Source organism: Rubrivivax gelatinosus, assembly GCF_004340905.1.
GTDB lineage: Bacteria > Pseudomonadota > Gammaproteobacteria > Burkholderiales > Burkholderiaceae_C > Rubrivivax > Rubrivivax gelatinosus.
Map to the genome: position 1 here is coordinate 139,066 of NZ_SLXD01000004.1, position 23,509 is coordinate 162,574.

Annotated in this window: 22 protein-coding genes; 13 read left to right on the plus strand and 9 right to left on the minus strand. The window is 59.0% G+C overall.

The genetic code is table 11. The features are described 5' to 3' along the window. Positions 1-81: 81 nt before the first annotated feature. The 9 genes from EV684_RS07930 to EV684_RS07970 are packed head-to-tail and all read right to left on the minus strand — an operon-like array spanning position 82 to position 7,243. Positions 82-849: a virB8 family protein gene (locus tag EV684_RS07930; protein ID WP_132645929.1), complete on the minus strand. Its 768-nt coding sequence runs from the start codon at positions 847-849 to the stop codon at positions 82-84. A 20-nt stretch (positions 850-869) separates the two neighbouring features. After that, positions 870-1,565: a P-type DNA transfer protein VirB5 gene (gene virB5 / locus EV684_RS07935; protein WP_132645931.1), complete on the minus strand. Its 696-nt coding sequence runs from the start codon at positions 1,563-1,565 to the stop codon at positions 870-872. Between the two features lie 22 nt (positions 1,566-1,587). After that, a complete protein-coding gene (locus EV684_RS07940) occupies positions 1,588-2,646 on the minus strand; it encodes a type IV secretion system protein (RefSeq protein WP_132645933.1) in 1,059 nt (352 codons plus the stop codon). Positions 2,647-2,670: 24 nt separating this feature from the next. Then, complete coding sequence (locus EV684_RS07945) at positions 2,671-3,075, minus strand: hypothetical protein (RefSeq protein WP_132645935.1); 405 nt, start codon at positions 3,073-3,075, stop codon at positions 2,671-2,673. Next, on the minus strand, positions 3,072-5,552 hold the full coding sequence (locus EV684_RS07950; protein ID WP_132646315.1) for a VirB4 family type IV secretion/conjugal transfer ATPase: 2,481 nt from the start codon (positions 5,550-5,552) through the stop codon (positions 3,072-3,074). The genes EV684_RS07945 and EV684_RS07950 overlap by 4 nt, the downstream gene beginning before the upstream one ends. Continuing rightward, the gene (locus EV684_RS07955; protein WP_132645937.1) at positions 5,545-5,877 is read right to left on the minus strand and encodes a type IV secretion system protein VirB3; all 333 of its coding nucleotides are present in this window, start codon (positions 5,875-5,877) and stop codon (positions 5,545-5,547) included. Before EV684_RS07955 ends, EV684_RS07950 begins: the two co-directional genes overlap by 8 nt. Before the next feature lie 8 nt (positions 5,878-5,885). Continuing rightward, complete coding sequence (locus EV684_RS07960; RefSeq protein ID WP_132645939.1) at positions 5,886-6,167, minus strand: TrbC/VirB2 family protein; 282 nt, start codon at positions 6,165-6,167, stop codon at positions 5,886-5,888. Continuing rightward, positions 6,164-6,661, minus strand: coding sequence for a lytic transglycosylase domain-containing protein (locus EV684_RS07965; protein ID WP_132645941.1), 498 nt, complete (start codon positions 6,659-6,661; stop codon positions 6,164-6,166). The genes EV684_RS07960 and EV684_RS07965 overlap by 4 nt, the downstream gene beginning before the upstream one ends. A 9-nt stretch (positions 6,662-6,670) precedes the next feature. Further along, positions 6,671-7,243, minus strand: a complete 573-nt coding sequence (locus tag EV684_RS07970) for a hypothetical protein (RefSeq protein ID WP_243651104.1) — start codon at positions 7,241-7,243, stop codon at positions 6,671-6,673. Between the two features lie 921 nt (positions 7,244-8,164). On the opposite strand from EV684_RS07970, the gene EV684_RS07975 reads away from it, so the two are divergent. The 13 genes from EV684_RS07975 to EV684_RS08035 all read left to right on the plus strand — a co-directional run bounded on the left by EV684_RS07975 (position 8,165) and on the right by EV684_RS08035 (position 23,508). Further along, the gene (locus EV684_RS07975; RefSeq protein WP_132645943.1) at positions 8,165-9,373 is read left to right on the plus strand and encodes a type II secretion system F family protein; all 1,209 of its coding nucleotides are present in this window, start codon (positions 8,165-8,167) and stop codon (positions 9,371-9,373) included. Next, the gene (locus EV684_RS07980) at positions 9,370-10,983 is read left to right on the plus strand and encodes a GspE/PulE family protein (protein WP_132645945.1); all 1,614 of its coding nucleotides are present in this window, start codon (positions 9,370-9,372) and stop codon (positions 10,981-10,983) included. Before EV684_RS07975 ends, EV684_RS07980 begins: the two co-directional genes overlap by 4 nt. A 796-nt stretch (positions 10,984-11,779) precedes the next feature. Continuing rightward, positions 11,780-12,190 carry a hypothetical protein gene (locus tag EV684_RS07985; protein WP_132645947.1) on the plus strand — a complete coding sequence of 137 codons (411 nt, stop codon included), beginning with the start codon at positions 11,780-11,782 and terminating at the stop codon, positions 12,188-12,190. Between the two features lie 3 nt (positions 12,191-12,193). Next, entirely contained in the window at positions 12,194-12,736 is a 543-nt protein-coding gene (locus tag EV684_RS07990) for a hypothetical protein (protein WP_132645949.1), read from the plus strand. Positions 12,737-12,762: 26 nt separating this feature from the next. Continuing rightward, positions 12,763-13,278, plus strand: coding sequence for a hypothetical protein (locus EV684_RS07995; RefSeq protein ID WP_132645951.1), 516 nt, complete (start codon positions 12,763-12,765; stop codon positions 13,276-13,278). Positions 13,279-13,319: 41 nt separating this feature from the next. Further along, positions 13,320-15,638: a general secretion pathway protein GspD gene (locus EV684_RS08000; protein WP_132645953.1), complete on the plus strand. Its 2,319-nt coding sequence runs from the start codon at positions 13,320-13,322 to the stop codon at positions 15,636-15,638. Next, positions 15,635-16,108, plus strand: coding sequence for a type II secretion system protein (locus EV684_RS08005; RefSeq protein ID WP_243651106.1), 474 nt, complete (start codon positions 15,635-15,637; stop codon positions 16,106-16,108). Before EV684_RS08000 ends, EV684_RS08005 begins: the two co-directional genes overlap by 4 nt. Positions 16,109-16,115: 7 nt before the next feature. After that, entirely contained in the window at positions 16,116-16,490 is a 375-nt protein-coding gene (locus tag EV684_RS08010) for a type II secretion system protein GspG (protein ID WP_259375552.1), read from the plus strand. Next, positions 16,423-16,956, plus strand: a complete 534-nt coding sequence (locus tag EV684_RS08015; RefSeq protein ID WP_132645958.1) for a type II secretion system protein — start codon at positions 16,423-16,425, stop codon at positions 16,954-16,956. The genes EV684_RS08010 and EV684_RS08015 overlap by 68 nt, the downstream gene beginning before the upstream one ends. Then, entirely contained in the window at positions 16,953-17,384 is a 432-nt protein-coding gene (gspG, locus tag EV684_RS08020; RefSeq protein WP_132645960.1) for a type II secretion system major pseudopilin GspG, read from the plus strand. The genes EV684_RS08015 and gspG overlap by 4 nt, the downstream gene beginning before the upstream one ends. A gap of 64 nt (positions 17,385-17,448) precedes the next feature. Continuing rightward, entirely contained in the window at positions 17,449-19,875 is a 2,427-nt protein-coding gene (locus tag EV684_RS08025) for a hypothetical protein (RefSeq protein ID WP_132645962.1), read from the plus strand. 673 nt (positions 19,876-20,548) lie between these two features. Beyond that, a complete protein-coding gene (locus tag EV684_RS08030) occupies positions 20,549-23,110 on the plus strand; it encodes an RHS repeat-associated core domain-containing protein (protein ID WP_165908426.1) in 2,562 nt (853 codons plus the stop codon). Further along, a complete protein-coding gene (locus EV684_RS08035; protein WP_132645966.1) occupies positions 23,110-23,508 on the plus strand; it encodes a hypothetical protein in 399 nt (132 codons plus the stop codon). Before EV684_RS08030 ends, EV684_RS08035 begins: the two co-directional genes overlap by 1 nt. Position 23,509 lies beyond the last annotated feature (1 nt).

The following is a 23,509-nucleotide window of genomic DNA, read 5'->3' on the forward strand; positions in this document are numbered from 1 at the left end:
AGCGCGCGTCGGCCGCGGTGGCCGGGGCCGCGACGGAGACAGCCAGCAGCGAGCACACGAGCCAGAGCAAGCAACGGCGGCTCACGGCTTGCCTCCGGTCGTGGCGATCTCCGGATCGGAACGGTATGCGGTGACGACGAAACCGAACGGGTTCTCCAGCCGGTCGCGCTCGCGGGCCAGCACCTGCGGCTGGTACTCGTAGACGATGCTGGCGACGTGGCGCGTCGTCACGTCGGGCAGGGCGCGTTCGGTGAGCCGGACGACCTTCTCGTAGGTCACCGTGCCTTCGCCGCGGTTGCCGCTGCGGCCGGTGGGCGACAGGCGCACGCCGACGATCTCGATGCGCCACTCCTCGGTGGCGCCGATCTTCTTCTGCAGCGCTCCGTCGCCCTCGAACAGCCGCGTGTAGTCGGCGAACACGGTCGGCACGGCCATGCGCGCGACCTGGTCGAAGTCACGCTGCAGCCACATCCAGCTGTAGCCCTCGCGCGCCCGCACGAAGGTCGCGAGGTTGTGCTTGTCCAGCGCTTCGAGACGGGGAATGGTCTCGACGTCCAGGCGCTGCTGAATCGTCGTCTCGCCGGTGAGGCGGTCGACCACGATCGGGATCTCGACGATGCGGCGCAGCGGCCCCTGCACGAACACCGCCGCGATGCCGATGACGCCGAAGGCCGCGGCCACCCAGGCCACGCGCCAGGCACGGCGCTCCGAACGCTCCAGCATCAGCGCGCGGTCGAGTTCCCAGTCGCGGTTGGCGCGGTAGGCGGCATCGTCGGCCGCCTCGGGAGCGGCCGTGCCGGCGTCATCCGGCCATGCAGCGGCCTTGCCCAGGCCGGGCACTGCTTTCATGGGGCGTCTCCTGGGGGCTGCTAGGGCAGGTAGGCGGACACCCGGCCCGTGCGGCCGAGCGTCTCGTACTGGCGTTCGCGGTCACGCGAGCGCTGGATGCGTTCCTCGCTGTCGGCCATGGCCTGCAGCATCTGGATGCGCGTCAGCTCGTGCGCGAGCTGGGCGTTTTCGGCGCCGATGCGCGACTGGATCTCCAGCGCGCCCTTCTGGTCGGTGGTCGCGTCCACCTGGGACATCAGCGTGCGGATCTGCGCGATGCGGCCGTTGGCGGCGCCCATCGCGTCCTGCAGCAGCCCCTTGTGCTGGTACGGCCGGGCGAGGTCGGCCTGGCAGCGGATGCGGGCGTCGCCGGCCAGGTCCTCACAGTTGTAGACCAGGCCGGCGTCACGCAACGCCTTCGCGGTGCCGGTCAGGCCGGCGTAGCCCCGGCTCTGCACCGCACCCAGCAGGGCGGGGGCGTCGGGCGGCACGTAGTCGTTCAACGCCGGGTCGCTGGCGATCGTGCCCAGGCCCCGGTAGCCGTTCATGCTGCCGAGCTGGTGCTGCAGCTCGGTGATCTGCTGAAGCTGGTTCTCGATCTGCGTCACGGCGTGCAGGACCTGTTCGATCGACTGCGCGAGGTTGGCGCGGTCGAAGACCGGGATGCCTTGAGCGTGGCTGGCCAGCGGCGCCGAGGCGACCGTGAGGGCGAGGACGAGGCGCTTGAACGGGTTCATGCGGGACTCCTTCAAGGACGGGTCAGGCAGCGCCGCGCTGGGCGGCGAGGCGATAGGCGGGCAGCCGTGGGGCGGCGTGTCCGGCGGGAGTGCGCAGCGCGCGCGCGGCCGAGCGTGCGGCGCGGCCGGCCGTGTGGGCCAGACCGCCGCCGGCGCGCACGGTGTTGGCGAGCGCGGCCGGTGCACCGCCACGGGAGGCGGCCACCGAGCGCAGGCCCGCCACCATCAGCACGTTCTGCAGCATGTGCACGCCCTGCTGCACCGCGGCTCCGCCGGTGAGCGCCGCCGCCAGCCCCGGCGCCTGGAAGCAGACGATGCCCATCAGGATCATCACGATGCAGTAGCGCGTGGCTTCCGACAGCACGTTGAACGCCTCGCCCAGGAAGCCGCCGCCGGAGTTGATGGCCTGGAAGATCTGGTTGCCCGCGAAGGTGCTGATGCCCAGCGCGAAGAACGCGAACCAGGTCAGCACGACGGCGTTCAGCAGCATCGACAGCCAGCTGTCGAAGAAGCGCTGCGTTGGCCGCCACGCCAGGCACAGGATGAACAGCGGGCCCACCGCGATGACGAAGGTGAGGAAGACCTTGGACAGCGACACGACGAACAGCGTGATGCAGAGGAAGACCACCGACCCGAGCGAGAACACCCCGGCCGCGAACAGCAGGTCCAGCCGGAAGATGCTGGCCTCTTTCATGATGTCCGACACCTGCTCGCTGGCCCGGTCGTTGAACTGGTCCAGCAGCGCGTAGGGCGAGCTGACGACGGCGGGGTCGGCGCCGGCCGGCACGAAGGTCGACGCGACGCCCATCGCCAGGCCGTTGGCGGTGTCGGCGACATTGCCGACGTAGAAACCCGCCTGTAGCGCGAACGCGAAGACGAAGCCGATGCGCACGACCTTCCACAGGAAGGTGGGCAGGGTCTCGGGCACCTCGTTGCGCAGCACCGCCCAGCCGAACAGCAGCACCCAGAGCGTGAACACGGTGAGTGCCAGCGGCGCGAGCGCGCTGGCCAGCGCCGAGACGACGCCGAGCACGTAGCCGCCGAGCAGCGTGTCGAGTTGGGAGCCGAGCCAGGTGAACATCGTGCGTCCTCCGTGCTGCCGCCGTCACTGGACGACGGCCACCAGCAGGTTGGCCGGCGGCCGAGCGTGCATGTCGACGCAGCGGCTGCCCATGTCGGGGTACTGGCACCACTGCCAGGTGGTGCCGCGCTTGACGACCCACAGCCGCGCCAGCTTGCGGCTGCCGTAGCTGGACGGCCGGCAGGTGCCCGGCCGCGCCGTCGGCTCGGTGCATTCGCGCAGCCCGTCGGCGGTCTCGACCATGTGCCAGGGCCCGGCATGGCAGCCGGCGTCTGCCGCGCAGGCCGGCATGCGGCTCATCGACTTCAGCAGCGGCGGGGTCTCGGGGCGGCCGAAGCGCACCGCCTCGTTGCCCTTGACGTACTGGGCCAGGGCCGGAGCGGCTGCCGAGAAGCCGGCGAGAAGAACGAACAGTGCGAGATGCTTCATGACCGGCTCCTCGATGCCTGAAGACGTCGATCGTGGACCCGGCGCTGCAGTTCGGGGAGCCAGCGAAACGGATCGTCACCAAGCTGCGCCCGCAGCTCGTCGAGCAGCGCGACGTTGTCGGTGGTGGCCGAGAGCACGGTGACGAAGTCGTCCAGTCCGGACAGGTCCAGCTCGCACAGCGTGCTGGTGTGGCCCTGCTTGACCAGGAAGCGCCGGCCACCGCGCGCGCCCAAGGTGCGCACGATCTCGTACTCCGCCTCGCTGAGGCCGAAGCCGTCGACGTATTCCTCGCGCACCGCCTCGGGGTTGGCGAGAAAGATCTTCGTCACGCTCTGTTCGACCATCGTCCGGCCGATCGAGTGGCGCAGCACGTCGGACGGGCTCTGCGTGTCGAAGATGCCCAGGCCGTTCTGCTTGCGGATCGTCTTCTGCTTCTGCTTGGCGAAGTCGCTGAAGATCGGGTGGTCGAGCGCCTTCCAGAACTCCGAGATCACGTAGATCAGGCGCCGCCCGTCGACCAGACCTTCCATGACGTCGAGCAGGTACAGCATGACCGGCGTGCGCACCTCCGGCAGGTCCAGGAACTCGGTCGTGTCGAAGCCCACGATCGCGGTGTCCTGCAGGTCGCCGAGGCGGTCGTCGGCTTCGTCGAACACCCAGCCGAGCGCACCGCCCTGGCACCAGCGTGCCAGCCTGTCGTGCAGGCTGTTGGCGCCGGCCTTCGGCAGGTTCTGGCGCAGCGTGGAGAAGCGGCGCAGCGCGCGCGGCATCAGCGCCACGGCCTGCACCGCGTCGGCGATGGCGCGTTCGTCGGCCGGCAGCAGCGGCAGGGCGGGCGTCTCCAGACAGGTGCGCACGAGCTGCTGCCAGAACTGCAGCCGCGCCGGCGTCGGCTCCTGCTGCAGCGGGTTGCAGCCGGTCGGTGTGCCGGCTTCGAGCGTGAAGTAGCGCCCGCCGAGCGCACGCATCGCGATCTCGCAGCCGCGATCGAGGTCGAACAGCACCAGCCGGGGCGCGGGCTGCCACTTGCGCGTCAGCGCTAGCAGGAACATCTCCAGCGTCGTCTTGCCGACACCCGTGGAGCCGATCAGCAGCGTGTTGCCGGGCAGCTTGCGGTCCAACGAGTCCTCGCCTTCCGGGCTGCTGTGCAGGTTCAGGTAGAAGGGCTGGCCGGAGGGCGTGCGCATCAGCGCCAGCGCCTCGCCCCAGGGGTTGCCGTCGCGCTTGCCGCGCGGGAAGTTGTGGGCGGCGGCGAGCGCCGCGAACGCGCGCGACGACAGCTTGGCCTCGCGCGGGCGCCACTGCCAGTTGCCCGGCATCTGCGCGAACCAGGCGGCATCGGCCACGAGGTCGACCGGGGCCATCTGCAGGCTGGACGCCTCGCCCACCGCGCCGACGGCACGCGCGGCGCGGCGGCCGGCGTCCGCCACGTCGGAGCCGAAGACGACGAGGCTGTAGTGGTACTCGCCCATGCAGAACTGGCCGTCGCCGAGGTCGTTGATGGCGACGTCCATGTCGGCGATCTGGCTCTCGACGACGTCGTCGCTGGCGACGAGCTGGCTGCGCTGCAGGTCGAGCGCACGCAGCGCTTCGCGCCGCGGCAGGATCGAGAAGCTCTGCGTCTCGATGAACTCGCTGTCCTCGTAGAGCAGCGTGTCCAGGATGCCGGGCTGCACGTCGTCGGCGTACTCCTTGATGTCGACGAGCGCCGCGTAGCGCACGTCGCCGCCGTGCCGCAGTTCGAGCTTGTCGCCGCCGAAGGTGAGCCGCGTGACCGGCAGCGTGCGGAACAGCGGGCCGGCCGCCCGTGGCACGGGCCGCCAGTGGCCGTTGACCAGCAGGCCTAGGAACTCGGCGACCTCGCTGTAGCAGCGGTCATGCTGAACGCGCTCGCCCAGGCAGCGCGGGCCGAAGCCCCGCAGCGTGCGTTCCACCAGCGCGGCCTTCTCCTCGATGACGCGCAGCGCCTCGGCCTGCGCGCCCGCGATCTGCTCACGCGAGCGCCGGGTCGACTGCAGCGCGCGCCCGACCTTGGAAGCCTGCGGCCGGTAGGCCAGCGTCAGGTAGACCTCGTTGCTCATCATCGGCTGCTCGGCGAGCTTCGCCTGGTAGGCCTGCGACAGCAGGCGGGCGAAGCCCGGCTGCGCCGGGTCTGCCAGGGCGTCATGCACCCTCCGGTGCAGGCGGTGCATCCACACCGCCCACTGCCCGCCGGCCAGGTTGCGCAGCAGGCTGCACATCGCCTCGTGGCGCTCGGTCACGACGCTTTCCTCGGCACACTCGAATGGCACGCCTTCCAGGCGCCAGATGCGCAGGTAGTCGCCGCCGCGCGTGATGACATCGTGCGGCCCTACCAGCGATGAGAACGGCACGACGCGCGCCAGCGGATGCTCGGCCAGCGCCTGCTTCCACAGGCGCGGCTGCAGCGGAGCAGGGCGGGGCGGCGGTGGCGGCCGCCGAAGCCAGGTCTCAGGCATGCCACGCATCGCGGCCTCCCCGGTAGACGGTAGGCGAGTAGCTGCGCCCGGCCCAGTGACGGCGGTTGCGGTCGTGCAGCCGCAGGCGGATGGAGACGAAGATCTGGCGGAAGCGCTGGTCGTCGCGCCGCGTGACATAGCGCATCCAGACGAGCACGGGGGCCACCGCCGCAACGACGGCGAGTGCCAGCCACCAGCTGACCAGGATGCTGCCCCAGAGCACCAGCAGCATCGAGGTGCCGGCCAGCAGCACCAGCGGCACGAGCGGGATGCCCAGCTTCATCGCCGGGCGCGTCGCGCCCTTGTAGATCGGTTCGGCGACCATCGTCGGCCTCAGGCGACGATGTAGCTGGCGAAGGCCGCGGCGCCACCGACGAGCGTGCCGCCGATCAGCACGTTCGCGACGTCGGCGAGCCGGGCGCCCTGGAAGATCATCTTGAAGCCGGCCCAGATGATCGCGATGGTCACGACGGCGATCGAGATCGTCACCAGGATCGTGTTGACGTTGGTGACCGTCGTGTTGATCTTCTCGAACCCTTGCGCGAACGCGGCGGCGGGCAGCGCTGCCGCCAGGACGGCTTGGCGACGCAGGACCGGAACGAGGCGAGACTTCATGGCGACTCCTTCGAGGTGCTGACGGGGAGAGAAGGGGATGCGGCTGCGGCGCCGACGACCTTGCGCACGTAGCCGTGACGCAATCCGGTGCTGAAGTCGCCGCTGTAGTAGCAGGACAGCGCCTTGCGCAGTGCGCGCTGCCCGGTGACGTCTGGACGAGAGGCGCGGCCGTAGCACTCGGACAGCACGGTCTGCATGGCGGCCAGGTTGGCGCAGGGGTCGAGCGCGGACGCTGCGTCGAGGCCCAGCCGTGCGAAGTTGCGGCGGTTGATCTGGGCGAGCCCGACGCTGTTGTCCCAGCCGCCGCGCTCCAGACGGCCGATGGTGGCCAGAGCTTCCTGCCGGTGCCGGGGCTGCCGGACCAGCCGGCCGCCCACCACACCGATCGCGTTGGGGTTGGCGCCGCTCTCCGTGGCGATCAGCGCCAATGCCGTGGCCGGATGGACCTGCGGGGCGCAGGCCAGCACGAGCGCGGCGAGGTCGGCGGTCTGCATGGCGAGCGCTCAGCAGTCGCATGACGGCGCCTCGGGCGGCTGGCTCGCCTTCCAGCGCGCGAGGTCTTCATCGAATCGCGTGTTCCATTCCTGGAGCCCTGCCTTCGCGGCGTCGGTGAACTCGGTGACGCTGTCACCCCGGTTCCACCAGGTACGGCTCCAGAGCTGGCCGTCCACCTGGACCGAGATCGCGCCGCTGTAGTCGCAAACGTACTCGGTGCCGCTCTCGCCCGAGACCTCGTGGGTGTACTGCGGCGGGCAGAAGGCCGGCGCGCTCGCCCAGCGGTGATTCGAAGAGTTGCCAGGACCGGCCATGTCGCAGGTCGGGAAGGGCCGCCCGCGGCGCAGGTCGTGGAAGAGCTGGTGGATTGGCGGCACGCACTGGGGGATGGCGTGCCAGTTGGGGGCCGCGAGGCAGAGGAGGACGAGGCAGCCGTCGAGGGCTTTGGCCTGCTGGGGCCCGGCAGCGAGGGATGCGGCTGCGCAGGCCAGTGCCGCGGCACGGACCGTCAGACTGCGCGTCGAACTGGCGTGTGCGAGCGGGGAAGGTCGCCGTTCGCCATCGGGGAGTCGCTGGTGCACTGCCGTCCTCCAGAGGGTTCGTCAGCTGGGGTGATGAACACACTCTAGGAACGATGGGGCTCAGCTCGGGCGCTGGATTCTGGCGATGTTCCAGCGAGCCGAAGCATCGGGCGAGCGCTGCGGTCGTCCTATAACAACCTGCGCCCGTAGTCCAAAGGTCTACCGTCAAACCACGTAGCCCTCTTATCAGCGCACTCAGGCTCCATCCACCCGTGGAGGGATGAGTGAGCGCAATAACCCGAGCGTGCACACCGAGAATGCCCCTGCATACGAGCTGCTCGGGTTCCCTACTAAGTCTGAAGAAGTGGCGGAAAGTGTATATATTAAATTCGCCACATAATGGCAATTATCGACAGGCGGCCTGATAAAGATGATCGTCTGCCTGCGTGATGACCTTGAGAGCTCTCGGCGCGGCGGAGACGACGTCGATAACGAGACGCACGAAGAGGCCCTTGAGGCCAAGAACGCGGCGGAAGCGTCAGACGAAGCCGGCAAGGTACGCGTCCGTGTACTTGCGAGCTTGGAGTTGTGGTGCGCGCCTTCTATGGAACGCATGCGATTGCCCTGCAGCACTCGGCGGCCCTGATGTCGCATCGCACAGCGCGCATGGATGCTGCAACGAGCGCAGGCAAAGATGTTGGGCCAGCGCGCAGCTTCGACCGCCGACACGCCTTGCTCCTCGGTGCTGAAGCAGCGCAGAAACTCCCCAATCGGCAGTCCAGACAGAAACGCGATTCGGTTCATCGCCAGCGTTTCCTTGGCGAGCCGTGCAGCCGACGCGGAACTCAGCAAGTGAGACTGCTGAGGCGCCTTGCGAAGACGGATAGGTCATATGGCGCTGCGACCGCGAGCAGCGCGTCTGGCATCTGCGTCCAACACTATAAATGGTCGGCATTCCGACGACACCGATTCTAATCTGTGATGGCGTCCAGGCCTTATACCGTTCGCGTCGTCCGCCAGGGTTCGGTACAAGAAATCCGAATCTTTGCCGCCAACGACGCGGACGCGCGCCTAAAACTATCTGGTAACGCTGAAGCGATTTTGACTGTTCGCGCTGAGCGCGTTACGCGGCTGGCCGCAACTCCGAGACAGCGCAGTGAGGTTGCTTGGTGGTGTGGCGAGCTGCGCTCGCTTGTTTACTCCGGCATGACTGTCGTTGAAGCTATGGAGACAATGGCTGTGGCGGCCGATGCCGGGAGTCGACGAGAGCTGGTGCAGTCATCTTTGCTGCAGGAGTTGAGAGCCGGTCATCCACTATCCAGCGCGATGAGTCGAGTATCTGGATATCCACCTGTGCTTGTGGCCAGTGTTGCTGCAGCAGAACAAAGTGGGAATCTCGGCGAGTCTCTCGATGAGTACTTGCGCTATCACGAAATGGTTGATCGGTTCAGGCGTCAAGTCACGAGTGCCGCCATATATCCGGCGCTGGTGACGGCCCTTGGAGTGATTATAATTATTGCATTGTTGGTATTCGTGATACCTAGGTTTGCTGCAATGTACGCGGAGTTGCCTTCCGCGATGTTAAGTGGTGCAACTAAACTGGTTGTTGGGCTAAGTAAATTCCTAACTACGCATCCGCTGCCTGTTTTTTTCGTTCTTGCGGCCACGGGTATTGTGGTCGCTCTTGCGCATCGTCTTGGGATGCTGGTGAAGTGCGGTCATCTAATAATGCGCCGGCTTCCATGGCTCGCGCGTCAGATTCAGCACTATCAACTAGCCCAGTTGTATCACGCATTGGGCCTAATGATGCGGGGAGGGTATCCGCTACACGAGGCTCTGGATGTATGCGCAAAGACGGCGATCGCAGACGCTATTCATCAGCGCCTTATTGACGTTTACGACGAGATTTCACGTGGGCTGCCGATCGGTCAGGTATTTTATCGCGCGGGATTGGCGGATGCTGTCTCATCTCGTCTGCTCTCCGTTGGGGAGAGAACTGGTAACTTTCACGTGGTTCTTCAAACTATATCCGACAGGCACAGAGAGAGCTTCTCAATCTTTGTTGATCGAGCAACTAAGATAATAGAGCCGCTTCTTCTGCTTTTGGTGGCTCTCCTGATTGGCGGAATTGTGGTCGTGATGTATATGCCAATATTCGATATTGCCGGGCAGGTTGGAGTTGGCCGATGAACCAAGTGGTAGGGCTTGAGCTTGGGTCCAGGTTAAATTCAGTTCGGGCTCAGTCTAAGGAAGAAGGAAAGTGTCTGCTTGACCTGTTGAGGAATTGTGTGCCCGATAGGGCAGCACTCAAGACGACGCTTGAGGAAGCGGCAGGAATCGTGCTGCTTGAGGATCTGGGGGGCGACCCGGAGGGCTTTCGTCTCGATGAAAAGACATGGCCCTTAAGTCGGGCGTTAGAGACTCGCTCTGCACTCTTGAAGCAAAGCGACGGTGTCTATGTGTTGGCGCTCGAGGATCCTTGGGTAGGTGGAGTATTAGAAATAATTGCTGAGTCACTCGGGGCGTGGCCGCGTGTCGCACTGGCTGACCGCCAACAAATTGACCGGCTGTTGGGCCAGGTCGGCGTCGAGTCGTCGCGAATGGGAGCGGTTGGCGATGGCGGTGGTGGTCCGGTGGTCAGCTTTGTCGATGACGCCATGCGCAATGGTTTTCGATCTGGAGCCAGCGATCTCCATTTTGAATGCGGACGTGATGGCGTCATCGTTAGAGTGAGAATGGACGGTGTTTTGACCGCCTTGGCTCGTTTGAACGGCAGCGAGCTTGCCCGGCAGGTAATCTCTCGAATTAAGGTGCTTGCCGCACTTGATATTACGGAGAGAAGAACGCCGCAGGACGGTCGAATTCGTTTAAACGTCGATGGGTCAGAGATTGACCTTCGCGTTTCAATTATGCCAAGTGTCCATGGCGAGGATGCTGTCCTCCGTCTTTTGGATAAGGCCCAGTGGAGAGCACAATCCGTTGTATCTCTAGATACGTTGGGGTTCCAGGCTGACGCCGCACGTTCCATCCGATCACTGGCATTCAGTCCGAGCGGAATGCTCTTGGTAACCGGCCCCACTGGGAGCGGCAAGACGACAACTGTATACGCTGCGCTTAGTGAAATAAATAACGGCCTGGAAAAGATTATAACGATCGAGGATCCTGTTGAATATGAATTGCCCGGGGTCCTGCAGATTCCTGTCAATGAGCGAAAGGGGCTCACATTTGCGCGTGGCCTGCGATCAATTCTGCGGCATGACCCAGATCGAATATTGATAGGTGAAATTCGCGACGCCGAAACCGCCGAGATTGCAGTTCAATCTGCCTTGACTGGGCACCAGGTATTTACTACCGTTCATGCCAACGGAGTAGGGGACGTCATCGGGCGCTTCCGGCATTTTGGAATCGACATGTTTGGTCTTATGTCGGCACTCAATGGTGTTGTGGTTCAGCGTCTATTGCGCCAGGTTTGTCCGGATTGTGCGGAACCGCGAAGGGTGGATGACAATACAACATACCTCGCGCATACCGTCGGATGCAGTTTGATTGAGGAGTTGCACGGGAAAGGCTGTGATAGCTGTCGCGGAACCGGCTACAAAGGAAGATTTGTGGTCGCTGAAATCCATGTTATGGACGACGAACTGCGCGATCTCGTGGTCACTGGCGCCCCTTTGTCGGCACTCCGCGCTCACTCTGTGCGGCGGAACGTTCGCGGCCTATTGGCACAAGGCCTTGCTCACGTCAGCGACGGTCGCACTACCGCGACTGAGGTCGAGCGGGTCATAGGTGGCGCGGCTTGAACACTCGCCTCTATTTTGGCAGGCGAGGCGCCGCCGTAGTGTACGCCGACGGCAAGAATGCGGCGCTTAGCTATGAAAGAGGGGGACTGGCTCTTGAGGAATGCATTTCAAGAGCTTGGAGCCTACTGCCCGAGCCTCCGCGATGGAGAGGTCGACTAGCCGTTTCGCTCAGTGTCGCTTGGGCGCGTCCATTTTGGGTGGGCCCAATGTCTGGCCTTCGAAACCGTTCTGAACTCATGGCCTGGGCGCGAGCCGAATGTGGCGCCAAACTCAGCGCACCGTGGCGAACGGAAGCGCACCTCTGGATCGATGCGTGGTCGAAATCGGGCGGTGCACTGGCAGTCGCTACACATCCTGAGGTTGGGGTCGCTCTCAAATTACAGGCCAAAATAACGGGCTGGCGTCTTGTATCTTTGGGGCCCTGGTGGGTGTCGCGAGCGTCAGATTATTCGCCCCAGCCATCCAATGAGTTGTTAGTGGCTGAGTGTTCCGACGGAATCGCGTGGTTGGTTGGCGATCAAAATTCCATTAACGGTGTCGGTGCATGGTGTCCGACACCTGACGCTGAAACTCTAGATGCGCTTAGACGACGCTTGCAACTGCAATATCAAGTGTCTCTGGTGCGGCACGTATTCTGGACCGACGACTGGCCGGCGCCGACATGAGAGTGCCAACAATCAACCTGCTTGAGACCTCTCCTCCGAGCAAAGTAGCTTGGTGCTGCGTCGTTCTATTAATGGCCGCTACGGCATTTACGGCTTATCGATACTTGATGACGACTCGGTACCACCATGACTTGAAACGGCAACTCGCGGCGCAGCGAGCACACATAGAGCATGCCGCCAAGGTCGACGCTGCAAGTCAAAAGCAGCCATTCGAACTGCATTGGTGGCATACATATTGGCTCGATAACAAGTTGCCATGGCCGGAAGCGTTATCGGCAATCGAGTCTGTGGCAGTTCCCGAAATGAATCTGGTGTCCGTGATCGTGGCAGTTCCAGAAGCCTCGGTGAAAGTTGCCGCGGAGACCAGTGATTTGGCGGTACTTTTGGATTGGTCCTATAAGGTTGCAGAGGTTTCGAAACAGCAAGGCGCGGCTTGTTGGCGCTGGAAAGTCTTGGATCTCGCGCTGCAGCCCAGCGGTCGATATTCAGCGCGCCTGATAGGCGTTTGCAATCAAAAGAGAACGAAGCAGTTGGGTGGATGATTTATGAAGCTTGATCTGTGCTCGATCAGTCCCAATAACTGGCGCCTGCGATACGACGGAAAAGTGGCGTGGCGTATGTGGGGATGGAGCACAGCGCTCTTGCTCGCTTTGTGTTCTCTGTTCATATTTCTTGATCATGGGGAAAAGGCGAAGGCAGAAGTCGTGAGTCAAATCCTTGTCGTGGAGAGCGCCAGCCCGACGGAAGTTGCTGCAATTGAGGCAACGACCGATTACTCGACGATACTGCCTGTGGTTTTGTCCGATGAAATACTGGCTGCAGCCAACAGGGCAGCAGCTGAAGCCGCGGTCCGCGTGATACAGGCATCCATCAAGCCTGAACGATCTCCAGATGAAATGACTATGCGATGGAAGTTCGAAGCGCGATTCGCTGGGGATTATTTAAACACCAAGGCCGTTTTGTCGAAACTTCTAGTGTTGCAACCAACCGCAACCGCCGACCTTATAACTTGGTCTAAGGGTTCTGATGGGGGGATGGAAATGGTGGTCCAGTTGGGTGTGTTGTCGCGCAGACCGGCTGATCTATGAGGCCAATGCTATCAATAATACTAGCGTTGACGCTGGGTATAAGCGCGTACGTCGTCCTGCGCGACTGGGTTGATATAGGCCTCGCCGCGCCGGACTCTGCGGGAATGATTCCTGAGCAATCCGAAGTTAAGCAGGGTGCGCATCCGGCGAAACCGAATGCCCCTATTCTTGCTGCTCCAGTCAATTTCCCGACGGCTATTCAAGTCAGTAATGCTACCAGAGATATATTCCAGATATCCCTGCCACCAAATGACGAGGTGCGTTCTCCGGAGCCGTACCGGCTGGAGCCCAAGGTAATGCAGGATAGTGCGTCGACGAAGCACGCGCCCAGGTATGTGTACGGGGGGCGAATGGTGACGCCGGATGGGCAGGAAATGCTCTGGCTGCGTATTTCGGATGTCATCTATCCTGTTGCCATTGGTCGAAGACTCGACGAAACATTTGTCATTAAAGATATAACGACCCGCGGGATTGAGTTGGAGGATTCAGGATCCGGTGAAGTTTGGTTGGTCGAGGCTCCTTCGGGGAATAAAGAGCAGTGAATCAGTTTCGACACATTAATATATGTTCTCTTCGATATCGCTTGCTGCTTCTTGAGGTTTGTCTGCTAATGATCCTGGTGGGATGCAGCGCAGAAAGAATTCGCAATAGAGCTGGCGACTATTTGGCGTCTGGAGAGTATGAGAAGGCGCTCGATCTGATTGAGAAAAGTGAGCAGAGCGATCCAGAATCGGCCGTCCTGCGCGCGGGTAGTCTCCAACTTCGCGATCAAGCTGTCATGCAATTGCTGACTCGCGCTGGCCTTGAGCGGGCCGCAGGCAGATTAGACAGCGCTGAGAAACTCCTTCGAAGAGCACTTCCGTTCGATAGGAGCGGAGATCGTGTTGGGGCTGCACTGGCTGAAGTGGATGCAGAGCGCAGACAGCGTGTAGCCTTGGAGAAGGCATTGGAGCTGTTCGATCGCGACCCGAGTACTGCTCTTGCAATAGTTCAAGGAGCATTGCGTGAGAACCCTAGCAATCGTGATCTCTTATCAGCGCGTCAAAGGCTCGATGCGAAGCTACGAGAAGGGCGACTCTATGGTGCGGCGACTGGTCTCACGGAATCGCGACCGGTTACTCTAGACTTTAGAGATGTAAACCTACGACTGCTTCTTGAGACAATCACTCGTAATAGTGGCGTCAACTTTGTTTTGGACCCGGACGTAGGGCGCGAAATTCGGGTGTCCATTTTTATGAAGTCCGTCCGCGTTGAGGAAGCAGTCGAAATTATTGCCAGCACTCATGGGCTAGCAAAGAAGGTTCTCGATGAGCGCACAATACTCGTATATCCTAACACGCCGGAGAAGCGGCGTGAATATCAAGAACAAGTGGTCCGAATATTCCACTTGAGTAACTCGCAAGCGAAGGATGCGGCAGGGTTCTTGCGCGGAATGCTAAAGCTTCGTGAGCCATATATCGATGAGAGAACGAATTTTTTGGCTTTGCGTGAGACGCCCGAAAATATTTTGCTGGCTGAGCGGCTCCTGACCCTATACGACTCTGCCGAGCCTGAGGTCGTTCTGGAGCTTGAGGTGATTGAGGTGAAGGCAACACGTTTGCTCAATCTTGGAGTCAAGATCCCGGAATCGATCACCCTAACGCCGCTGGGACCCGACGGCAGCACCGGTAGCTTGACTCTAGGCAATATCGGCTCTCTTGGGCGTTCGGATGTTGGGCTAACACTTGGAAGTATTCTGCTAAATCTCAAGCGGGAGGTCGGTGACTACACAACCCTTGCCACCCCCAAAATAAGAGCACGAAGTAAGGAGAAAGCCAAAATTCTCGTTGGAGACAAGGTGCCCATTGTGACGACTACCACCAGTACGGGCGGGTTTGTGTCAGATAGCGTCAGTTATCTCGATGTAGGCCTGAAACTGGAGGTGCAGCCAACTGTGTACGCGAACAACGAAGTGGCCATGCAAGTGGCCCTAGAGGTGAGCAGCGTAACCCGGGAGGTGCAAACGGCAGGCGGAGGATTGGCGTACGAAATAAGTACTCGTACGGCAGGCACGGCGCTACGACTGCGTGACGGTGAAACGCAGATTCTTGCTGGTCTTATAAATAGAGAAGAGCGTTCCAACGCGAGCCGTATACCCGGTCTTGGAGATCTTCCTATTGCCGGTCGACTGTTCTCGAGTCAAAGCGACAACAATACGCGAACTGAACTGGTTTTGGCAATAACCCCAAGAGTGGTTCGGAACATCACTGTGCCCGATATCGGGGACAGCGAGATTTGGATCGGAACTGACTCAAATACCCGATTGAGGACGCCTGTTGTCCCTGGCCAAATGACTCCACCTGCTGACGCACCTGGAGAGCCCCGATTGAGAAATGATTTGTCCGAACCGTTGAAGGTCGCCAGTTCCCCGTCGGCAACAACATCGGAAAGCGTTGCCCCGCATAAACAGAAAGAAACGCCTGACAGCACAGTAGCTCTGTCATGGAACGGACCGCGAAGTGCCATTGTCGGGGAGTCCGTGGCCCTGATCGTGGATGCAGATCGAACGCCACAGCAGGACTGGTCCGGAACCTTGTCCTACGATGCGTCCAAACTCGAGTTGGTTAACGCGAGAGAGTTGGAAGCTCTTCGCAGTATTGGAGGTCGAGTCAACGTCACCAAAGAAATAGTGCAAGGACGGGGTAAGGCGCACATCAATATTTATAACGTCAAGTCCGCACAAGCGCAATCACAAGAACTTACAAGGTTGGTTTCGGATGCGGATGCTGGCGGTCGTCATCTCGAAATTCGATTCTTGGCGCGTTCTGCGGGAAAGACCGCAATTGAATGGGTAGAACTTGGCGTCTCGGGTTCTGTCGATATTCAGAAGCCGTATGCGCACTCTATCGAGATAACTCCGTGATAACGTCACGCCGTTCGGCGGGCGGCTTCACCTTAGTGGAGCTTCTCACGGTCATGATGATTCTTGCTATTTTGGGGTGGATTTCTACTCCAATGTGGCAGATCGCTGTGCAGCGAGAAAGAGAAAGGGAACTCAAGCGGGCATTGTGGGAGATTCGAGATGCTCTTGATGCGCATCGACGAGCAGTCGAGGATGGCATTATTGAGGGGGGGGCTTCGGGGTATCCTGGTACGCTCAGGGAATTAGTTGAAGGTAGGCCAAATCTCAAGCGGATTGGTGAAAAGGTCTACTTTTTGCGTCGCATTCCGGTGGATCCTTTCGCTCCTACAGGCGATGCGGCAGAAAAATCTTGGGGCGTGCGCAGTTATGAAAGTACATCGGATGACCCTCGGCCGGGAAATAACGTCTTCGACGTTTTTAGTCAGTCCAAGGTCATTGGTTTAAACGGCGTGGCAATCAACAAGTGGTAGGCGCAGTGTGCGACGAGGGTTCACTTTAATTGAAATGCTTGTCGTCATGGCAGTTGTCGCGCTGTTGGCAGCTTTGGCGATGCCCAGCTATTTTATCTACGTAGACCGCGCCCGAGAGACCGTACTGCGTCACAACATTAAGGTGTTGAGGGAGCGCATTGATCAATTTTATAGTGATCGGTCTCGTTATCCCCGTGGATTGGACGAGCTGGTTCGGGCCGGCTACCTGCGAGAAATACCGATCGATCCGATGACGGAACGTCCGGATACATGGAAAACGATAAGCCCATCCGGACAGTTAGGCGAAGACGGTGGTGTCGCAGATGTTCGCAGCGGGGCTGTGGGCCGGTTCTCAGATGGCACTGCCTATGAGGCCTTTTAGACGTCGGCGCCTTAACGGCGGTTTCACCTATGTAGCGATGCTGGCGCTACTTGCTGCTTTCTCGATAGGTATGGGTGCTGTGGCAGAAAAATGGCATCATGATTATTTGCGAGGCAGGGAGGCTGAGATTATAAGAGTTGGCATCGAATATGCTGAGGCGATATCTCATTACTATAGAATGTCGCCCGGTGGTCAGCGCTCGCTACCCGACAAACTGGATGCCCTTGTCTCGGATGTGCGAGGGGGCACAACGGTCAGGCACTTGAGAAAGCTCTATCCGGATCCGACGATGCCGACGAGGCCTTGGCAGGTCGTGAGGAACGCCGATGGGCGCATCGTTGGGGTCTTCATCTCTTCGGATGAGCATCCCGTTCGTACCACTCCACTGACCGTAAAGAAAATCGTGTTGCCTGTCGCATCGGAGTATCGGCAGTGGTTGTTTATTCCCGCTCTGGATAATCAATGAAGATGACACCTCCACGCCGCCTTGCAGAGCAAGAAGGCTTCACCCTCGTAGAGTTGCTGGTGGTGATTTTGATCATTGGTCTGCTCACGGGCATCGTCGCGCCGCGACTTCTAGGGCAAGTCAATAGGTCAGAGGTGACGGCAGCAATCGCGCAGATGAACGCGTTTGATAAGGCGTTGCAGGCCTATCGTATTGATGCAGGGGAGTTTCCGTCCACGGTTCAGGGGCTGGAGGCGTTAGTGCGGCGTCCCAGCGAAGTGGGTAGGTGGAATGGCCCATATATGCGAGATGAAATTCCCGGAGATCCATGGGGTTCAAAGTATCAGTATGTCAGTCCTGGTCCGAATGGGAAAGACTACGAGCTAAAGAGTTTGGGTCGAGATCGTGCGCTTGGTGGCTCTGGCGACGACGCTGATATTGTCCGATGAATCCAGAGGGGTGCTTTAGGTTCTCTGGGCTTATCATAACGATAGCGGAAGAAGGATAGATACCATGAATGGGGGGCAGGTGAGGTATTCTTGTAAAGCAGCGATAATCGGTGGCCTCTTTCTGGCCGCCGCCTGCAATGCACAAACGTCGCCAGATAAGTATGTGTGGGAGGAGTTCAGTAAGCGGGTACAAGCAAGCGAGAAGGTTACGCCTTTGGGGCCGAATTTCGCAGGCGAAGCAGTCAGCCTTTCCAATGGAGATTTGTCCTTCTCTGCGACTGACGTGAGTTTGCCTGGAAATAGTAATCTGAAAGTCGAGTTTTCGCGGAAATACTCTGTTTTCAGTCGAAAGAATTTCAGCAACTTGGGGATGCTAGCGGACTGGGTCGTGGATATTCCGAGCATCAGCGCAGTATTTGCACCTGATTGGGTTGTCGGATCGGCTGCATCGCAGCAGAGATGTACGCTGGGGCAAATTCCGAAAGTTGATTCGCCGTTCTCAGTTGCCGATTTCTGGCAAGGTATTCAGCTCAACATTCCGGGCGTGGCGAGCGGAGAGCTTCTGCGCACTAGTGCAAGCACCAAAAAGCCTACAGACGGTGCGACCTACTACTGGGTGACAAACGAGCAGGTGCATGTTTCCTGCTTGAGTGTGATCAAAAACGGTTCCGGCGAAGGGTTTCTGGTTCGTACGCCAGATGGTACCAAATATTGGTTTGATTGGATGGCGCAAACTAATGAACCGGGTATATCGATGATGTTGGTGGATGGTGGCGGTGCGCGCACAACCCACTCACTCGCGGTTAAAAAGAACTATCTCTATGTGACACGCGCGGAGGATAGATTCGGCAACTGGGTAAGTTACGTATACGGCAATGCCAGCGATGATCCGGCTCGGCTCACAAAGATTGAGGCGAGCGATGGCCGTGTTTTGACGATTAGTTATTCGGGTTCCACCATCTCTACTGTATCGGACGGCACTAGAGATTGGCTGTATGAATATGGTGACACTTCGTCGGGGCGAAAAACGCTTCGAAGTGTGACTCTTCCCGACGGAAGCAAGTGGGGCATCGGGCTATCTGCATTCACCAATGCAGAAATTAAATACGATGTATACCCGACCGGTGGCGAAATTCTACGTGACTGCACTTCAAATGCCATTCCACACAATTTTGACGATCGCTTCGTCGGCTCGATAACACATCCGGCAGGGGCGGTAGCGACGTTTACTGTGGGAATTCTCGAGCATGGTCGCAGTTACGTGCCAATTAGCTGCAATAATGTCACCGTTTTGGTTACGTCGTCGGGGAATACGCAGCTATCAAATGACCCGAACGACGATATGAATCTGTGGGCAATTGGCGGGTATAGCTTAACTCTGCTGAAGAAGGAGGTGTCGGGTCCAGGCATGGATTCAGCGCAGTGGCAGTATACATATATACCAAATATGAGCACGTATGCCTACCCGGGAAATAAATACCAAGTGTGCGATTGGGCAAACTATGATTGTCAGCAACCGCCATGCAAAAACGATTCCTGCGCTAAGTTCAGCGTGACCACTGTCGTTGGGCCAAATAGTGAGTGGGTGCGTTATATTCATGGGAACACATACCGCTATAACGAGGGCAAGTTGCTACGCGTAGAGACTGGTGGTGGACCTGAAGTGCTTTTGAAGACTGAAACCCACACTTATGATTTTACGCAAATGGATAAGGTATATCCTGCGCGATATGGTCAAAGTTTGCGCCTTAGAGGTGAGGGCTTTCAGGGTGAGTATCACAGGCCCAAGATTCGAGTCGAAACTGTTCAGCAGGGCACTACGTTTTCGCGGAATGTCGATGGTTTCGACTACTTTGCCAGGCCAACCGCCGTTACATCCTCCAGTTCAGACGCTTCTGACTCCGAGGCGCCCTATCTGGATGTTCCCGTGCTTTCGGTTCCCGCTAATGGTGTCGCAGGTAAGTCTCATACTTTAAACTGGACTACTGTGCATAGCGTAGTCCTTTATGAGGTTCAGCGCAGGTTGTCCGGTGGTGCTTATACATTGGTTTATAGCGGAAGTGGCACAAACATAGGTCTGACCTATACCGGCAGCGGTACTCTGGGATATAGGGTCCGCGGATGCAACTCGTATGGTACTTGCGGTTCGTATTCCGCAGAGAGATCTATTGTGATCGCCCCAGCGGCAATTGCTACTCCGACTATTGCGGCTTCGAGCCCGCATGGGGTCGGTGTTTCATTTAATGTGTCCTGGACGGCAGTATCGGGCGCGACGCAATACGTTCTTGAAAGAAAAGTCGGGTCGGGAGCATATGTGGCTATTTATACAGGATCCGGACTAAGTAAATATGTTAGCTACGGAACTGCGGCCGCGCTTTGGTTTAGGGTAAAAGGCTGTGCGGCTGGCGGCGAATGCGGTATGTACTCCGCTGAGGTGAAGGTGCAAATTAAGAGTTCTACGGGTGGGGGGGGTGATGACATCGAGCCTTGAAATGCCCGTTCAAATGGGGTCAGCGATGAAGGGCCTCGTAGAGCGCCATTCTGCAGAGCGGGGTTCGTGTCCCGCAATGTCCCCTGTTTCGACTCTTGTCATCGCGTCGTGTCTCGTCTGGGGAGCAACTAGCGCATGGGGATATTCCAAGACTGAGTCCTATGTTTACGAGGATAACAGCCAAATCTGGGTAATCGGCCAGGTCAAGCGCGTGGTTTGCGTGAGTTCAACCGAACCCGGTTGCTCCAATACTGAGGTCGCTTCCGCAACGTACGATCCGGCAACCGCCACTCAGCTTACGTTTCGTTCCTTCGGCAAGCTTGCGCAAACGCTGACATATAACGCCGACGGCACAGTCGCGACTGTCAAGGATGGGAACGAGCAAGTTACGCGCCTCAGCGCGTGGTATCGAGGTGTGCCACGTACTGTGACTTACCCTGATGCCACGGTGGACTCGGCGGAAGTTAGTGATCTAGGGTGGATTCGGTCCGTTACGGATGAGAATGGATTCAAGACGTGTTATAGCTATGACTTGATGGGGCGGGTGAGGTATGTAACCTTTCCGTCAGAAACTCAACTGCGGACCTGCGATACATCCTCTTGGACTCAGATTAAGCGAGATTTTGTTCAGGTTGCAAGCGCTGAGTATGGAGTTGCAGCGAATCATTGGCGATTGACTGAGCAGAATGGTAATGGGTATAAGATAAGCTATTTTGATGGGCAATGGCGCCCGGTGCTTGTTTATGAGTATGACGCTGCTGCTCTGAACTCGACCAAGAGATTTCAGCGATTTAGCTATGATCATGAAGGTCGGACCACATTTGAGTCGTATCACGGGGTGACGGATTCGTTGGCTGCGGGCAAACGAACGTCATACGATTCGTTAGGTAGAATAAGTAGGCAGGAGGCTGATAGCGAGCTTGGGGTTTTGGCTACTCAAACTGAATACTTGTCTGGATTTCGCACGCGAGTAACGGATCCTCGTGGCTATGCGACAACAACGCATTATCTTGCGTATTCTGAGCCCAAAACTGAATCGATCATCGCGATAGTTCATCCGGAAGGGGCGTATACGGATTTCACGCGCGATGCATACGGGAAAGCTCTTGCGATAACCCGGCGGGACTCCGCGGCTTCTTTGAGCGCTACTCGCACTTACACGTACAACTCAAATAACGAGTTATGCCGTAGTGTTGAGCCCGAGAGTGGGGCAACGCTGTTTGGTTATGACGGTGCCGGTAATCTGAAGTGGACGGCGGCCGGTCTAAGTGCTGGCCAAGCATGTGACAGCGCTGGAACGGCTGCTGCGGTGGCGGCTCGCCGCGTAGACCGTACGTACGATTCGCGTAACCGGCTGAAGACCTTCACTTTCCCGGATGGGATGGGAAATCAAAGTTGGAGCTACACGCTCGATGGGAGGCCGGCCAGCGTTAGCGTTGTTAATCCAAAGGTTTCGGGCGATACCGTCACCACATATGAGTACTTTCGCCGAGGGCTTTCGAAGAGTGAGAGAGTTACGATTCAGGGGGGCACGTACACTTCCAGTTGGGATTACAACGCCCGCGGCGATCTAGTCAGTCAAACCTACCCATCGGGTTTGAATGTCACCCTCGCGCCGAACGCGCTGGGGCAGCCCACACAGGCCGGTAGCTTTGCGACTGGCGTAACCTATTATCCCAACGGCGCAATCAAGACTTTTAGCTATGGTAATGGCGTAGTTCATACCTTGCTGCAGAATGCACGTGAGTTGCCCAGTCGCAGCACGGACTGTCGGGTTGCGGGGACATGCGCCGTAGCTGACATGCGGCTGGATCTAAGCTACACGTACGATGCCGGGGGTAATGTCGCTTCGATCGTCGATGGCCTTTATGCACGCCAGAACCGTGCTATGACGTATGACGGTCTTGGGCGGTTGCGATCGGTGGCATCGACGATGTTCGGTAATGCGAGCTACAGTTACAACATTCTCGACGATTTAACGCAGATCGCGGTCGGCGGCGGCAGTCAAGCTCGTACTCAATCTCTGTGCTATGACTCTGCGAGGCGTCTCACGAGTATCCGTACCGGCAGTTGCAGTGGGGCCGTGGTGCGGGCGCTAGGTTATGACGTTCAGGGCAACCTGAGTTCCCAGGCTGGGCAGAGTTATATATTCGATTTCGGTAATCGGCTTCGAGAAGCGGTGGGGAAGGAGTGGTACGCCTACGATGGCCATGGCCATCGCGTGATAAGTTGTGAAACTTCGGATTGCGCCACCTTCGTCTACACCAGCAAGGGGCAGTTGCTCTATACCTACGACGTGCGTAACAACAAGCAGGTTGACCATGTTTATTTGGGCGCCAGTCTGGTTGCGCTTAGAGAGCGGACCATTGGGTCCGGCGGCGAGACGGTGAAGTACCAGCATACCGATGCACTCGGCACGCCCATCGCGGTTACCAATTCAACAATGGCTTTCGTAAGCAAACATGAGTACGAGCCGTTTGGACTTTTGGTTAATGGTGCCGTTCAAGATGGCCCGTCCTACACCGGGCATATGGAGGACGCGGCTACCGCATTAGTCTACATGCGGCAACGATATTATGATCCGCGTGTGGGAAGGTTCCTGAGTACCGACCCGGTCACGGATGAGGCAAGTCGAGGTAATCGCTATAGCTATGCCGCCAATAATCCGTACCGCTTTATAGATCCGGATGGGCGCATGACTTGTAGCCCGCGTGACCATGCGTGTTCGGAACGTGTAAGGCGCTGTGAACGAAAATTCGGGGTTTGCTACGGCAGTGATTTGCAATCGGTAATTTCGTTCGTCGATAGGTATGTTACCGGCGGCTTCGGTCGTCGGGTGGATGAAGCAATACACAGCCGCGATTTTATCGGGGCGGCGGTTTATACGTTGGCCGGTGCGGGTGTCGGTCTAGTGGATGCTTTGGGGGGAGTTGGAGGCCTTGCCGCAAAAGGCGCAAGGGAGACTGTCAGGGTTGGCACACTGATCGCCACTCACGGTAGGGTGATGAGCAATAAGGAGTTGAGCGGACTCATCAAGAGCGTCCGTTCCGAAGGGATCCGGGAACCGTTGACAGTTACCGAGCACCAGGGCAAGCTGTACATCCTTGATGGTCATCATCGAGCGCTCGCGGCGCCGCGTGCAGGTGTTGCGGAGGTTCCGATCAACAGGGTTGAACTGCCCTTCGGTGCTTACAAGACGCCAGCTGACTTGACCTTTACGCCGGGGAGCTTCTGATGACCACAAGACAGGCGATTGCCGAGGGCTTGATCTCCTGCAGGAACATCCTGCTGGGCGACCGTACAAACGAGCACGTTCTGCCGTGCCTGGAGAAGGTCTTGGCCGATCTCGATTCGATAACGGTCTCGAGCACCAGGAAAATCGTCGAGTGTTGTGCGGCGGAGGCGGTCGATCAGATCAAGGGCGCCAATTTCGTTAGCGCGGGACGGATCTTGAATTTGATCCACAATCTGCCATTGAATCAAGCAAGCGAACAGCGGTGGGACGTCGACTACTTCCTCTCGATCGAGCTGCCGACATTCTTGGAGCACTTCGAGGAAATCAAGTCTGCAAGGCTGATCGCGCTCTTCGTCTGCAAACAGATTGCGTGCCAGTACTTGCCGGACGGCAGTTGAC